The organism is Kluyvera genomosp. 3, assembly GCF_011765685.1.
GTDB classification, from domain to species: domain Bacteria; phylum Pseudomonadota; class Gammaproteobacteria; order Enterobacterales; family Enterobacteriaceae; genus Kluyvera; species Kluyvera georgiana_A.
In genome coordinates this window covers 2,826,802-2,839,858 of record NZ_CP050321.1, presented here as the reverse complement: position 1 = coordinate 2,839,858, position 13,057 = coordinate 2,826,802, and the positions used below count along the sequence as shown (strand labels likewise).

Annotated in this window: 18 protein-coding genes; 10 read left to right on the top strand and 8 right to left on the bottom strand. The window is 49.9% G+C overall.

Translation table 11 applies throughout. The features are described 5' to 3' along the window. The first annotated feature begins 812 nt into the window (after nt 1-812). The 10 genes from GY169_RS13370 to GY169_RS13325 all read left to right on the top strand — a co-directional run bounded on the left by GY169_RS13370 (nt 813) and on the right by GY169_RS13325 (nt 4,699). Nucleotides 813-1,343, top strand: a complete 531-nt coding sequence (locus GY169_RS13370; RefSeq protein WP_167576045.1) for a hypothetical protein — start codon at nt 813-815, stop codon at nt 1,341-1,343. 37 nt (nt 1,344-1,380) lie between these two features. Further along, complete coding sequence (locus GY169_RS13365) at nt 1,381-1,722, top strand: hypothetical protein (RefSeq protein ID WP_167576044.1); 342 nt, start codon at nt 1,381-1,383, stop codon at nt 1,720-1,722. Nucleotides 1,723-1,730: 8 nt separating this feature from the next. Continuing rightward, entirely contained in the window at nt 1,731-2,150 is a 420-nt protein-coding gene (locus tag GY169_RS13360; RefSeq protein ID WP_167576043.1) for a hypothetical protein, read from the top strand. 1 nt (nt 2,151) lies between these two features. Further along, a complete protein-coding gene (locus GY169_RS13355; protein WP_167576042.1) occupies nt 2,152-2,562 on the top strand; it encodes a hypothetical protein in 411 nt (136 codons plus the stop codon). Between the two features lie 248 nt (nt 2,563-2,810). Then, nucleotides 2,811-3,020, top strand: a complete 210-nt coding sequence (locus GY169_RS13350) for a helix-turn-helix domain-containing protein (RefSeq protein ID WP_167576041.1) — start codon at nt 2,811-2,813, stop codon at nt 3,018-3,020. Then, entirely contained in the window at nt 3,020-3,187 is a 168-nt protein-coding gene (locus GY169_RS13345) for a hypothetical protein (RefSeq protein ID WP_167576040.1), read from the top strand. The genes GY169_RS13350 and GY169_RS13345 overlap by 1 nt, the downstream gene beginning before the upstream one ends. Nucleotides 3,188-3,360: 173 nt before the next feature. Continuing rightward, complete coding sequence (locus tag GY169_RS13340; RefSeq protein WP_167576039.1) at nt 3,361-3,669, top strand: hypothetical protein; 309 nt, start codon at nt 3,361-3,363, stop codon at nt 3,667-3,669. After that, on the top strand, nt 3,669-3,860 hold the full coding sequence (locus tag GY169_RS13335; protein WP_167576038.1) for a hypothetical protein: 192 nt from the start codon (nt 3,669-3,671) through the stop codon (nt 3,858-3,860). The genes GY169_RS13340 and GY169_RS13335 overlap by 1 nt, the downstream gene beginning before the upstream one ends. 40 nt (nt 3,861-3,900) lie before the next feature. Then, a complete protein-coding gene (locus GY169_RS13330) occupies nt 3,901-4,206 on the top strand; it encodes a hypothetical protein (protein ID WP_167576037.1) in 306 nt (101 codons plus the stop codon). A gap of 67 nt (nt 4,207-4,273) precedes the next feature. Further along, on the top strand, nt 4,274-4,699 hold the full coding sequence (locus GY169_RS13325) for a hypothetical protein (RefSeq protein ID WP_167576036.1): 426 nt from the start codon (nt 4,274-4,276) through the stop codon (nt 4,697-4,699). A gap of 100 nt (nt 4,700-4,799) precedes the next feature. Here the strand turns inward: GY169_RS13325 and GY169_RS13320 are convergent, their stop codons facing one another. The 8 genes from GY169_RS13320 to sapA all read right to left on the bottom strand — a co-directional run bounded on the left by GY169_RS13320 (nt 4,800) and on the right by sapA (nt 13,044). Beyond that, nucleotides 4,800-5,234 (bottom strand): hypothetical protein, encoded by a 435-nt coding sequence (locus tag GY169_RS13320; protein ID WP_167576035.1) that lies wholly within the window; start codon nt 5,232-5,234, stop codon nt 4,800-4,802. A gap of 296 nt (nt 5,235-5,530) precedes the next feature. Then, nucleotides 5,531-6,688: a CMD domain-containing protein gene (locus GY169_RS13315; protein WP_167576034.1), complete on the bottom strand. Its 1,158-nt coding sequence runs from the start codon at nt 6,686-6,688 to the stop codon at nt 5,531-5,533. A gap of 244 nt (nt 6,689-6,932) precedes the next feature. Further along, nucleotides 6,933-7,718 (bottom strand): enoyl-ACP reductase FabI, encoded by a 786-nt coding sequence (gene fabI / locus GY169_RS13310; protein ID WP_167576033.1) that lies wholly within the window; start codon nt 7,716-7,718, stop codon nt 6,933-6,935. 37 nt (nt 7,719-7,755) lie between these two features. Continuing rightward, nucleotides 7,756-8,562 carry a putrescine export ABC transporter ATP-binding protein SapF gene (sapF, locus tag GY169_RS13305; RefSeq protein ID WP_064545963.1) on the bottom strand — a complete coding sequence of 269 codons (807 nt, stop codon included), beginning with the start codon at nt 8,560-8,562 and terminating at the stop codon, nt 7,756-7,758. A 1-nt stretch (nt 8,563) separates the two neighbouring features. Continuing rightward, on the bottom strand, nt 8,564-9,556 hold the full coding sequence (gene sapD / locus GY169_RS13300; protein WP_163448933.1) for a putrescine export ABC transporter ATP-binding protein SapD: 993 nt from the start codon (nt 9,554-9,556) through the stop codon (nt 8,564-8,566). Next, nucleotides 9,556-10,446, bottom strand: coding sequence for a putrescine export ABC transporter permease SapC (gene sapC / locus GY169_RS13295; RefSeq protein WP_064545959.1), 891 nt, complete (start codon nt 10,444-10,446; stop codon nt 9,556-9,558). Before sapC ends, sapD begins: the two co-directional genes overlap by 1 nt. Beyond that, on the bottom strand, nt 10,433-11,398 hold the full coding sequence (sapB, locus tag GY169_RS13290; RefSeq protein ID WP_064545958.1) for a putrescine export ABC transporter permease SapB: 966 nt from the start codon (nt 11,396-11,398) through the stop codon (nt 10,433-10,435). Before sapB ends, sapC begins: the two co-directional genes overlap by 14 nt. Next, a complete protein-coding gene (gene sapA, locus GY169_RS13285; protein WP_064545956.1) occupies nt 11,395-13,044 on the bottom strand; it encodes an ABC transporter substrate-binding protein SapA in 1,650 nt (549 codons plus the stop codon). The genes sapB and sapA overlap by 4 nt, the downstream gene beginning before the upstream one ends. Nucleotides 13,045-13,057 lie beyond the last annotated feature (13 nt).

The following is a 13,057-nucleotide window of genomic DNA, read 5'->3' as shown; positions in this document are numbered from 1 at the left end:
CTTTCTGTGGGAGATACGAACATCAACTGCCATTTTATATCCCTCCTTTAGTTTGTTAGCTCACAAGTACTACAGAAGGTGACCGCTAAGATTGACAGCTATAGATGACAACTTATTTTGAGATTTTTAAAATTTTGCTTGAGGGTGTGGAGCGTAACTCTTAATTTTCCCAAAAAGGGGGGATAGGGGTACATTAAGTATCCCATTCATATATTCTGTTTGAAATATTATCTATATGTCTCTCGTAGAAGCCCTGTAACGAGCTAGAACGAACGATCTCTCTTGCCTAATACAAATGCACCCCATGTTATTTATAACGTCTCAGAAGAGCCTGAGAGAATCCGTACATACATTGTGTGTAGAAAGAATGGATAGGTGTTTTGGTAAATGTTTTGATAGGTAAAACAGAGAAAGTTATTAATATCAGTGGGATATGCATAACAGTGTAGTAGTGTGTGTAGGAAACGTGTAGGAATAGTTTGATAGTTAACATAGCTTGACGGGAATGTTTGTGGGAGGTAACTGAGACTTCAATTATAAATACAGCTATAAATACAATTCATTTATGACGAACAAGATGTATAACATTGATTGACACATATGATGGACATCATAGGTTATGTGGCATGTTAGCCGCTGTAATGTGAACGCTTGAGAGTAGATTGACTGGTAATAATCATTACGACGACATACTTCTATATGTTTCTATTCGTCGTAAGATCAAAGAAAATGTTTCTGTAAGAAGTGGATAACACTATGAGCTAAGAAGATAATCAGGCCATGTGACAAAGTGTTCTTTTATGGAGGATACAATGTACATTAGTTATTTCATTTTAGCTGTGATAATAGTTCTGTTAATTTACTCCATTCATCGTAGTGAATCTTTAGCACAATCTTTAAATGAAGTAAGTCACTCTCGGTATGTTAATTTGAGCAACAAGATTCATTACGTAACAGAAGATCTTGAGCAGTGCAATGATAAATTACGAGAGATGGAAGAGAAGCTAGATAAATTAGATTTGGATGTTTTTGATGGTAATTTTGAAAGCAAGTTTAATGCATTGCTTTATCATGTTATTCAAACCCATCAGAAAATGTCTGGTATCTACACTGATGTGGCTAAGATAGAACACAACGTAAGAAGCCTAGCATATAACATTGCCAATGAAATAGAAGATGCTGGGAAAACACATACAATTGATCCTTTAGGAGATGAGGAGGCTTGGAACTATAATCGATTTAGAGAAAGAGAAGGAGCTTTGAATTATATCTCTATTAGGGATAAGGGATGGGATGATACAGATAAATTAAATGAAATCTTAGAGAAAGATTACAAACAATAGTTAATAATATAATATTTTTATTTTTTAAGAGGATGGGATGAAAAAATTAGTTATTGCTTTAACAGCATGTGCTTCATTCAGCGCTATGGCTTCAAATGTAGGCACGTATGATTCAAACACTATGCGCGGGAATGTGAATCTAGAATGCAGCACTAGCAATGGAGATATATTAGAGGTTAGCGGCTATGACTTCCCGCAAAATATAGAGATTCAATCTGATTACTATAGCCTTAATCAGGTGAAAAAGATCGACGGGCAAAAGGTTTACTTCTACAAAGAAATTAAATATCCGTCTCCTAGAGTGTATGCGCTAATCGTTGGCAACAATGGAAGCACAAGCATTCAAGATCAACATAAGCATGTTTACACTTGCGAGTGAGTGAATAAATGAAACGATTAATCATCATAGCGTGTGTCCTCTCCACGCTCACAGGGTGTGCTACTGAATTACAGGATGAAGCGGCTGAATCATCAAATGAAAAGATAATGCAATTCGTGACTGAATGGCAGCCTGCCTGCGGTGATTCAAACATGCTTTATGAACCTAACCACAAAGAAATGATCTACCGTGAAAACATGGGGCGCATGAACGCACAGGAGGACGCACAGCAGATTCAGCAAGCTGCATATGTATGTGGACAACAAAAGATAGCTAAAGCACAGCAGGAAGCAGCAGAGAGCGCTTATAAGTCACAGCAGATTGATCAGAACAATCAGCTAGAGCGTGAATGTGAAGCTATGCATCCTCTGATGGTTAGCCAATGTGCGCAGAATGCCGCCGTGAACAATTTAATAGACTCTCTTTAAAATGAAAAAACTAATCTTAACTTGTGCTTTACTGGCTTCATTTGGGGCAATGGCTACTAGTCACACTGTCTATTCATGTGGGAAACAATACGCTGTAGTTGCAGCTAGTGACTTTATTGAAGATGGTGTTCATAAAAACATTATCGGAGTGGTAGAGAACGGGAAAACTATTGGAGGTAGTAGTGAAGTGATTAATGGCAACGATGGCCTTACTTTAAATCACTATGCCTTTGGGTATGACGGAAGCATTTTAGATAATGAAGGCTTCCACAATGTTAACAATGCAGACAAACGAGAATTTGTTTTCGTAACGAGAATCAAGAAAAGCGGGAAAGGTGTTGATATGAACTATCGACTTTTAGAGACACACGGTGATCAGGTGTATGACTGCACAGAGGTGCAAGGTAAATGAAAACATTACTAGCTGTTCTTCTTCTCTGCGTCGCCTGTGGTGTCTCTGCTTGCCCTAGAGGGGAACATCCACATGGGGGAACAGGCAGTCATCATAAAGGTGGTTGGTGTTCATTTGATAATGGTAATTATTAAAATCATTTCATTATAAGGCGGCCTTGTGTCGCCTTTGTTCTATCCATCATAGACACACTCCACATACTATTCATAGTACCTAAGCGTTGACTAATACACTAAGGAGAACAGTCTATGAATTTAGAAGAGCAATGTAGTAATTTATATAATCTGGTATATCAACGTTATGGTTCAGCCTATCGATTTCAGAAAGAAACTGGAATTCATCGTCAATATATTAGCAGATTAAAAAACAATCCTTCACTAGCTAATTTATGGATGGTAGCTAAGGTGATGAATATGAAAGTTATCCTTAAACCAGTTATCAAGGAAGGGGAAGAGTAATGCATAACAAGATAGAGAACTTAAAATCATATCTGCGAACAATTCAGAAAGCACGTAAAGAGCTTGGTATTAGAGATAATGATCAATTGGTTCTTGAAGTTGAAATAGTTAAAGAGATTGTTAGGCTTAACAGTTTAAATAGTGCGTTTGATAAAGAGGATATGTAATTGGTACATTTGAAGATTTGGATTATTGGTTTTCAGAACAATTACGCAAGAAAGGAATGTGGCCTATTAGAAAGGAGGGTAATAAAGAATGATTGAACTCAGTGTCTCATTAAGTTTGGTAGCTATCTGGTTTATTGGTGTTCTTTTTATTCTAAACAATCATGGAGATGATAATGTCCTTTTATAATAAACCTTATTCAACTATTTTCTCTGATAAACGACTAAGTGCTTTTGATAAGTTAATCTTTCTAAATACTGAAAGTTGGTTCTCATACTATTCTAAAACAAAACCACAAAGTGTTTGTTGTATTTACTTTTCACAGTTGTGCAAACAGCTAGCTTGTGAGTTTAATGAAATAATGGATGCTTATTGTAAGCTTAAAAAATATGGCTATGTAAATAGCCATCCAAACGGTGCTCATGGTTCTCAATCTGTTTGGATTTATGGAATGGATAATGAAGGTAAGGTGGTTATTGAATAATGATTCAAATGTCTTTTACTTTAAATGATAAAGAGTACCGTCGCTTAGGCCGTGTAGCTAAACATCTAGACTACATCGGGGAAGATGGGAAAGGTGATATTCCTGCAATGCTATCTGAACTAACTAAACGTTTAGTTAATGCTCGTTTGTCTAGGGACGGGCATCTTTACGAAGCTAAAGCAGAATATTAATACGCTCAGTTTTGAGCTCATTAAACAAGGATGGTGATATATGGTTGCTAAAAAGAAAAATAGTCATGGAAGCTACATAGACGAATGGCCTGTTATTCATTCAGGTGAGTGGTTTACCCAGAACGGGAACATATTCAAATGGCGTGAAGATCACTGGCAAAAGGTGGAAGCTTATCTTGCATCTGTTCCTACTCAATACGGATGTTCTACCTATGAAGAACAGTTTGAAAGACTTCAGCGCATACTAGGAGACAGGCTTCATCCTTTACGGTGGCATACAAACACTAAACCGTGGTTTTTGGTAAATGGTGAGTTAGTCGATGAATGCCCCTCAGAAGCCCTCTAGCCTTTTAGGTGGCGCTTAATTAGTTAGGCAATGTATTTGTATCAATTCAGCTAAGGAGAGCTTAGAAATGGCTAAACAAGGCTTATGGCTAGAGATGCACGAAAGGATAGAAAAGAAAATTAAACCTGAAACACTCATTCTTTCAGAAAAGATCAAACAGAGGAATAACTATCTTCTGAACAGAGAGTTTAAATCAAGGGCTGAACCTATTTTTCTAACTAAAGAGGAAGAAATGAAATGGTTGGAAGATGTTATAGAATACAATGAAGATGTTCTTAACTACAATCTATCTCGTCAAGCAAAACAGAAAGAAAAGAAAGTAAGGCTTAAACGGTGTTCATACCAACCTAGATTAGATTCAAATGGTAACTACATCCCGAAAGGTATTTATTATAAAGATGGTACTTATGAAATATCTATTCAATATAAAAGGGAAAAGAATAGAGTGTATGGTCATGGAAGTTTAGAGGAAGCAGAACAAGCTTTAATTTAATTACAGCGTATGATTTATGGAATGGAATCAGATTATTTTAATAAGAAAGAATGTGAATAATAGTAATAAGTATAAGGGGAAAGGTATCCCCTTTTCACTATTAGCAACTCCAAGGGTGTTCTTGACAAACTAGACTAGAACCAATGATATATTGTCTTACTGCATTTGCTCTATCTCTGGTTTCTGCTGATTGCTCTGATTGCCTTTGTAAATCTTGCATTTCTTCAAATTGCTGTTGTTGTTGGATGGATTGCAAATCAAGTTGAGTAATTTCACCAGACTTTATTTTTTCATTTAAAGTGGGCTTACAGCTATGTGTACCGTCATTGTAGAAAACAGTTGTGCCTAACCAATACCCATTACTGGATGCACATTCTAATAAATATCCAGTGCTTAATTCACTAACATCTTCTTTTGTCAGTTCTATCTGAGTGACTCTATGTGGACCATTTTCTTCGTGCGTACAACCTCCTAACAATATAGTTACAAATGTTAGGGTAAGTATTCTCTTGATTTTCACCAATTCTTCTCCCATCAATATTCACGGAGAAGTATAAGGATGTAAGAGCTAAAAGATGTTACCTATCATGCTCTGTAATTGCAGGTTCGATTTGAGAAGATCCTCTATTGGGTAGTTTAGCGCCTTTCGGCGCTTAGCTGCTCTTGAATAACTTAAGCAAACCTGCATACTACTCCTACACGGTTCCTACACAGAACCTACACACTCCACTGTAAGTTGCTGTTTTTGTTGTCCAATATATTTTCGTGGCCAAAAGAGCGGCTGTCATTTTTACGCGAATCCATAGGACGCAGCAAGCGCTGTTTCACCTTTTACGTAACTTGTTGTGCGGCTCCGAGCGCGATGTGCAGGCGATTTAACCAACCGCTCAATGCGCTCCAGGTAAGCAGGGTAATAGCGTCAGGCGTCGATAGCCCATGCTCAATAAGCGGGTTCAGCTGCGCGGCGCTAAAGCGGTCCGGCGCGCGGGTCAGTAACTGTGTGGCCTGAGCGAGCGCGCGTTCGCAGGGGAAATGGTGGCTCCACGCCAGAATCGCCCGTTCACCGTTGCGTACCGCCTCGGGTAGGCCGCTGGCGCCCTGCCATAATCCGCTGTTGTAGTTGAAACAGCTCACGCTGCCGTTGATGCGCGCGGGAATGAGCGCCGACAGCGGCAGCAGCGGATGCGTAAACGTCAGGGCATCCAGGAGTTCGCCGAACCCGGCCAACAGCGTCTCCTCGTGCGCCAGCACCGGCGCCAGCGCGTTCAGTTCTGGCAGATTTTGCCAGCGGGAGAGCGCTTCACCCTGCGGGGTGTTGGCCTGGTGGGCTTCGATAACCTCCAGATCGGTGTGCCACTGCGCGCTTTCATTATTAAAGCGATCGGCGTCTGAATCCTCCTGCACCGGCATGCCGGGGATCCAGCGCACCGGAAAGCCCAGATGCGCCTGGAAGAGGGCGACGACACGGGCCTGGAAGCCGACAAAGCCCACAATCTGATTAATCAGAATGATGTCGTGCAGCGTGAGCCCTACGCCGTCCAGTTGCTGGCGCGCACGCGGGGTGATGATGGACGGCGAGCTGGCAAGCTGACGTGCGTATTCGGTCATTTGCGCCAGCCGACGGTTACTTTCTCGCGATGAGTCAGGCCCCTGTAGAGGGGCGAGACGCGCGGCATAGTGGTTACACAGCCGCTGAACGCCGGAAACCTGCGCCACGGTCAGGGCGGTACTCAGGCGGTCGTAATCGCTGAACGTGCGCAGACGATTCACCGGAACGGCATCCGGGAACAGTAAATTAGCCAGCTTACGGCCAGCGTTCAGCCAGCACTGATTGGCATTAAGCAGCGCATCAGGCAGGACGAGGTCGAGTAAAAAACGGTCGTCAACGTGCGCAGCTTCAGGAACCAGCGGCATCACGTCGCTGTGTTGGGTTCTCGACTGGGTCTCGTGATACCAGTGGTTTTTGCCGGAAACGCGGCGTGGCTCCATGGGAGTTCCTTGATCTGAAGGTGGCGAGCCAGCAGCGTCGAAGGAGATGTTGCCGGATCGTTATGGATAAATATCCTGGCGCATGCGTGACGAGGGAGAAAATATTGTTCGGCGATAATTAATAACTGACTGGAATAACAAAGGCGGGAGGGGGCTCCAGGCCGGATAAGGCGTTTACGCCGCCATCCGGCAATATGCGCCAATTTGCCTGATGGCGCTGCGCTTATCTGGCCTGGAATCGGGGCTACAGCTCCAGCTCGTTCATGGCGGCAATGCTGAAGCCGCCGTCAACGTGCAGTACTTCACCGGAAACACCGGCGGCCAGGTTTGAGCACAGGAACGCGGCGGAATTACCAACATCTTCAATGGTCACGGTGCGACGAATCGGCGTAACCGCTTCGCAATGGGCGAGCATTTTTCGGAAATCCTTTATACCGGAGGCGGCCAGCGTACGAATCGGGCCTGCGGAGATAGCATTGACGCGAACCCCCTCCGGCCCCATGGCGTTAGCCATATAGCGGACGTTAGCTTCCAGCGACGCTTTCGCCAGGCCCATCACGTTGTAGTTGGGGATGGCGCGCTCTGCGCCGAGGTAGGAAAGCGTCAGCAGGGCTGAACCGGGGTTCAGCATCCCACGGCAGGCTTTCGCCATCGCCACGAAGCTGTATGAGCTGATGTCGTGGGCGATTTTAAAGCCTTCACGGGTGACCGCGTTGACGTAGTCGCCGTCGAGCTGGTCGGCGGGAGCAAAGCCAATCGAGTGAACGAAACCGTCAAACTGTGGCCATGTTTTTACCAGCTCGCTGAACAGCGCTTCAATGCTCACGTCTTCCGCCACGTCGCACGGCAGCACAATGTGCGAGTCCAGCGAGGCGGCGAAATCTTCCACGCGGCCTTTCAGTTTGTCGTTCTGATACGTGAACGCCAGTTCGGCCCCTTCGCGGTGCATCGCCTGGGCAATGCCGTAGGCGATGGACAGTTTGCTGGCGACACCGGTAATCAGGATACGTTTGCCAGTAAGAAAACCCATAGCGTAATCATCCTTCTCTTGATGGTGATTGCGGCGATCAGCGGTCTTTACGCCAGGCATCGGCGGTCAGCGCCTCGCCAAAGTGACCGGCAATCAGCCGTTTGGTTAAGTCGTGCAGCGGGGAGGCCAGCACGTCGGCGGTGCTGCCGCGCTCGACCACTTCCCCCTGGTGCATCACCAGCACCTGGTCGCTGATGTGCTTCATCATGCCCAAATGCTGAGTCACGTAAATATACGAGATACCCTGTTTTTCCTGCAGTTCGAGCATCAGGTTTACCAGTTGCGAACGCATCGACATATCGAGCGAGGCCAACGCTTCATCGCAGATAATGACCTTCGGGCGCAAAATCAGCGCACGCGCCAGGCCCAGACGCTGTTTCTGCCCCGGCGCCAGCATGTGCGGATAATAGCTGACGTGGTCGGGCAACAGGCCGACCAGGCGCAGGGTATCGATAATCTGCTGACGTCGCGCCTCGGGTTCAAGGTCGGTGTTCAGACGCAGCGGGAAATCAAGGATCTGCGAAATACGCTGACGTGGGTTCAGCGAGGTGCTCGGGTCCTGGAAAATCATGCGAATGCGCTGGCTACGGAATGAGTAGTCGCCGAACTCCAGCGGATGATCGTCAATCAGCAGTTCGCCGGTGGTCGGTTCCACCATCCCGGCCAGCATTTTGGCCAGCGTCGACTTGCCCGAACCGTTCTCGCCGATAATCGCCAGCGTTTGCTTTTCACGCAGGGTAAAGCTCAGCGGCTTCACCGCCTGTAGCGTCTGGCGATGGAACCAGCCGGTGCGGTAGCGGAAGGTTTTGCTCAGGTTGCGCACTTCAAGCAGCGTTTCGACCATGTCACTCTTTCTCCATATTCAGCGGGAAATGACAGGCGAACAGGTGGTTCTTCGCTCCCGTCAGACGCGGGGTTTCAATACATTTGCGCTGCGCGTACGGGCAACGCGGCCCCAGACGGCAGCCCATCGGCAGCTGTTCCAGCAGGGGAATGGCGCCGGAAAGAGTATTCAAGCGACTTTTATGCGGCATTGAGCGGCCAAAGTCCGGAATCGCGCGGATCAGCGCCTGGGTATACGGGTGATGAGGGATGGTCACCAGCTCTTCGCTCGGCGCGGTCTCTACCGTTTGCCCGCAGTACATCACGTTGATCTTATCCGCCCAGTGGGTCAGCATCTGCAAATCATGAGAAATCAGCAGGATGGTGGTGTTGTTATTCTGATTGAGGCCGGTTAACAAACGGAAGATCTGCGCCTGGGTGGTCGGTTCCATGGCGTTGGTTGGCTCATCGGCAATCAGCAGGCGCGGCTGGTTAGCCAACGCGATGGCAATCATAACCTTCTGGCATTCGCCTTCGGTCAGCTCATACGGGAAGCTGCGCATCGCGTCTTTGTGATCCTTGATGCCGACGCGGTGCAGCAGCTCGATCGCGCGACGTTTGCGCCAGCCGAAACGCTGCCACCAGTGGCCTTTGAAGGTCCAGCCGGGAATGTTCTGCATCAGCTGCAGGCCCACGCGTTCAGAAGGATCCAGACAAGACTGCGGTTCCTGGAAAATCATGGAGACGTTGTGGCCGACCAGTTTTCGCCGCTCGCGGTTGGACAGGCGCAGCAGGTCGATATCGTCAAAACGCATACGGTCGGCGGTGACGCGCCAGTTATCTTTGGTGACGCCGCAAATCGCTTTGGCGATCAGGCTTTTGCCTGAACCGGATTCCCCCACCAGGCCGCGAATTTCGCCTTCGGCCAGCGTCATGCTGACGCGGTCAACGGCCTTCACCCAGCCTTCGTTGGTTTTAAATTCGATGGTTAAATTGCGTATATCAAGTAACGGCATTACTCCACCCCCGCGTTAATGGCGCGGCGAATACCGTCGCCCAGCAGGTTGACCAGCAGCACGCTAATCATGATTGCCGCGCCCGGCAGCATCACCGTCCACGGCGCCACATAGATAAGCTCCAGCGCATCGCCGAGCATCGCGCCCCATTCCGGTGACGGCAGCTGCGCGCCAAGATCGAGGAAACCCAGCGCGGCGATATCAAGGATCGCCATCGATAGCGCGCGGGTAATTTCGGTGACCAGCCCGGCGGCAATGTTCGGCAGAATGGCAAACCACAGAATATTGAGTGTGGTCGCCCCGTCGAGGCGGGCGGCGATGACGTAATCACGCTCCAGCTCGTCGTGTACCATGCTGTAGATTGAACGCACCATGCGCGGCAGCAGGGCCAGCCAGACGGCAAACATCGCGTGGCTGAGATGCGGCCCGGCAAAGGCGACGACGATAATCGCCAGCAGCAGCGACGGAATTGACAGCAGCGTGTCGAGAATATGGTTCAGCACCGCCGAACGCAGGCCACGGGTTGAGCCCGCAAATGCGCCCAGTACCAGCCCGAAGGCGGTGGCGGCGAGGGTGACAACAAACGCGCCGCCGACGGTGGGCGCGGCACCGCTAAGCAGGCGGCTCAGCACATCACGCCCCAGATCGTCGGTACCGAGAAAGAAAGAGACTTCGCCGTAGCGCGACCATGACGGCGGCAGAAGCTGATAGCCGAGGAACTGCTGATCGATACCGTAGGGCGCAAACCAGCCGCCCAGAATGCACACGACCGCCAGCCCGGCGCAGCCGTACAGGCCAATCATCGCCGTGGTGTCGCCATAGAACTTGCGCCACACGGTGCGCAGCGCACCCGGCGGGCGTTTCTCGAGGTAGACGCTATCGTAAGGCATACCATTCCTTATGTTTCAACGGGTTAGCCATAGCACCCAAAATATCGGATATCACGTTCACAATGATCACCAGCGCGCCAATCACCATCACTCCGGCGGAGATCGCCGCATAGTCCTGCTGGCGAATGGCATTAATCATCCAGCGCCCCAGCCCCGGCCAGCTAAAGACCATTTCGGTGATCATCGCCAGGGTCAGCATGGTGGAGAACTGCAGCCCCAGACGTGGGATCACCGGCGGCAGCGCGTTGTGCAGCACATGGCGACGCAGAATGGTCAGACGCGAAACGCCGCGCGTGGCCGCTGCCTTCACGTAGTTGGTATCGTAGACCGCAATGGTGCTGATACGCATCAGGCGCACCACTTCGGTGGTGGGCGCGACGGCCAGCGTCAACACCGGCAGCACCATATGGCGCACAGCGCTCATAATCATTTCATGCCGCCACGGCGAGTCGGAGAGCCAGGCATCAATCAGCGCGAAGCCGGTGACGCTTTTCACCTCATACAGCAGATCGAAACGCCCGGAAACCGGCAGCCAGCCCAGGGTCAGCGAGAAGAAAAGGGTCAGTAACAGCGCCAGCCAGAAAATCGGAATCGAGAAGCCGAGCAGGGCGAAGAAGCTGATCACTTTATCTTGCCATTTATTGCGGGTGATGCCCGCCAGCATGCCAACGGGAATGCCTATCAGCAGCGCAAAGCCAAACGCCAGAATGCACAGCTCCATGGTTGCCGGAAACACTTCGCGCAGCTGTTCGGAAATCGGCTGGCCGTTAATGCTCGATACGCCGAAATCCCAGTGCATGACGCCGTCAAACCAGAAGGCCCAGGCGTTCCACAGCGACGCGCCCTGCAACGGCGCGTGCGGCGTAAAATAGCTCAGGCTGAAGCCGACAAAGGTCAGGAAAAAGAGGGTAACCAGCAGCAATAACAGGCGACGAAGGGTGAAAATAATCATGGTTTTTGCACCTTCTCTTCTTTTTCCCGCGACACGCCGGCGAATGAGGTGTTGCCAAACGGACTCAGCACCAGCCCTTTAATATCGTAACGATAGGCCTGCAGGCGTAGCGAAGACGCCAGCGGCAGCACCGGCAGCTCGCGCGCCAGAATTTGCTGGGCTTCATCGTAGGCGTCAATGCGTGAGGCCAGCTGCTGCGAGTCCAGCGCTTTGCGCAGCACATTATCAAACTCACGGTTACACCAGTGGGCGAAGTTGGTCTGCGAGGTAATGGCCGCGCAGCTCAGCAGTGGACGGAAGAAGCTGTCCGGATCGTTACTGTCTGTGGCCCAGCCGGAGAGCGTCAGGTCATGGTTCATGTCCATCAGCCGTGCTTCCTGGAAGCGGCCTTCTACCGGTACGATAATCACCTTCACCCCAATCTGCGCCATGTCCGCCTGAATGAGCTCGGCGGTTTTCAGCGGGCTCGGGTTCCACGCCTGAGAGCTGGTTGGCACCCACAGGCGCAGCGTCAACTTATCCAGCCCCAATGCCTGTAAACGTCGACGCGCTTCTTTCGGGTTGTATTCGGTAATTTTAGCCTCGTTATCGTAAGCCCAGGAGGCGCGAGGCAAAATAGAGGCCGCGGTTTCTGCGGTGCCGTAATAAATGGACTGCATTAAACGCTGATTATTAATCGCCAGCGACAGCGCGTGGCGCACTTCCGGATTATTTAGCGGCGGCTTGTCGGTGTTGAAGGCCAGATAGGCGATGTTCATCCCCGGGCGCAGCGTCAGGCGCAGGCGCGGGTCGTCGCGCAGAATGGTGAGCTGGCTGGCGGCAGGCCAGGCCAGCACGTCACACTCGCCGGTCAGCAGCTTGGACAGCCTGCCGGTGCCACCGGAACCCAAATCGACCACCACCTGCGGCATCAGCGGCGTGCCGCGCCAGAAGGCGGAATGGCGTTGCAGGCGAATATACTGCCCCGCGCGGTACTCGTCGAGCTGGAACGGCCCGGTTCCCACCGGCTGGCGGTCGAGCTGTTCCTGACGATCCTGTTTAGTGAGCTGATTAGCGTATTCCGCCGACATCACCGATGCGTAGTGGGTCGCCAGATGCCAGAGGAACGAGGCGTCCGGACGATTGAGGCGAAACTCTACCGTGTGGCTATCAAGTTTGCGCACGCTCTTCACGCTGTCGGCGAACTGCAGGCTGTCAAAATAGGGGAACGCGCCGCCGTTGACGTTATGCCACGGATGCTGGCGATCGAAAATGCGCTCGAAGGTAAATACCACGTCGTCGGCGTTCAGCGCGCGCGACGGCTTAAACCAGCGGGTGGTTTGAAACTGTACGTTAGGGCGCAGGTGGAAGCGGTAGGTTGCGCCGTTATCCAGAACTTCCCAGCTTTCCGCCAGCTCAGGCACCAGACGATAGGTGTACGGGTCGACGTCCAGCAGGCGGTCATAGAGCTGGGCGGCGAGAGTATCGACAATCAGCCCGCTACCGGCTTTTTGCGGGTTAAACGTGTTGACCTGCCCGCTGACGCAGTAGACAAAGCCGCTGTCGCGAATGTCGGCATGGGGTGGGGCGAGCGGCTGCGGCGCGGCCATCGCCTGGCTGCAGATTAACCCCAACGCTGCCAGGAAAGGTGACAAATTCAGGCGCATAGTTTCATTGTTT

Excerpts from the sequence above, each read along its gene's own strand:
- GY169_RS13355 (WP_167576042.1), top strand. The coding sequence starts at position 2,152 with ATGAAAAAACTAATCTTAACTTGTGCTTTACTGGCTTCATTTGGGGCA.
- GY169_RS13320 (WP_167576035.1), bottom strand. The coding sequence starts at position 5,234 with ATGGGAGAAGAATTGGTGAAAATCAAGAGAATACTTACCCTAACATTT.
- GY169_RS13330 (WP_167576037.1), top strand. The coding sequence starts at position 3,901 with ATGGTTGCTAAAAAGAAAAATAGTCATGGAAGCTACATAGACGAATGG.
- GY169_RS13335 (WP_167576038.1), top strand. The coding sequence starts at position 3,669 with ATGATTCAAATGTCTTTTACTTTAAATGATAAAGAGTACCGTCGCTTA.
- GY169_RS13345 (WP_167576040.1), top strand. The coding sequence starts at position 3,020 with ATGCATAACAAGATAGAGAACTTAAAATCATATCTGCGAACAATTCAG.
- GY169_RS13365 (WP_167576044.1), top strand. The coding sequence starts at position 1,381 with ATGAAAAAATTAGTTATTGCTTTAACAGCATGTGCTTCATTCAGCGCT.
- sapC (WP_064545959.1), bottom strand. The coding sequence starts at position 10,446 with ATGCCTTACGATAGCGTCTACCTCGAGAAACGCCCGCCGGGTGCGCTG.
- sapB (WP_064545958.1), bottom strand. The coding sequence starts at position 11,398 with ATGATTATTTTCACCCTTCGTCGCCTGTTATTGCTGCTGGTTACCCTC.
- GY169_RS13360 (WP_167576043.1), top strand. The coding sequence starts at position 1,731 with ATGAAACGATTAATCATCATAGCGTGTGTCCTCTCCACGCTCACAGGG.
- sapF (WP_064545963.1), bottom strand. The coding sequence starts at position 8,562 with ATGGTCGAAACGCTGCTTGAAGTGCGCAACCTGAGCAAAACCTTCCGC.
- GY169_RS13315 (WP_167576034.1), bottom strand. The coding sequence starts at position 6,688 with ATGGAGCCACGCCGCGTTTCCGGCAAAAACCACTGGTATCACGAGACC.
- sapA (WP_064545956.1), bottom strand. The coding sequence starts at position 13,044 with ATGCGCCTGAATTTGTCACCTTTCCTGGCAGCGTTGGGGTTAATCTGC.
- GY169_RS13340 (WP_167576039.1), top strand. The coding sequence starts at position 3,361 with ATGTCCTTTTATAATAAACCTTATTCAACTATTTTCTCTGATAAACGA.
- GY169_RS13370 (WP_167576045.1), top strand. The coding sequence starts at position 813 with ATGTACATTAGTTATTTCATTTTAGCTGTGATAATAGTTCTGTTAATT.
- GY169_RS13325 (WP_167576036.1), top strand. The coding sequence starts at position 4,274 with ATGGCTAAACAAGGCTTATGGCTAGAGATGCACGAAAGGATAGAAAAG.
- sapD (WP_163448933.1), bottom strand. The coding sequence starts at position 9,556 with ATGCCGTTACTTGATATACGCAATTTAACCATCGAATTTAAAACCAAC.
- fabI (WP_167576033.1), bottom strand. The coding sequence starts at position 7,718 with ATGGGTTTTCTTACTGGCAAACGTATCCTGATTACCGGTGTCGCCAGC.
- GY169_RS13350 (WP_167576041.1), top strand. The coding sequence starts at position 2,811 with ATGAATTTAGAAGAGCAATGTAGTAATTTATATAATCTGGTATATCAA.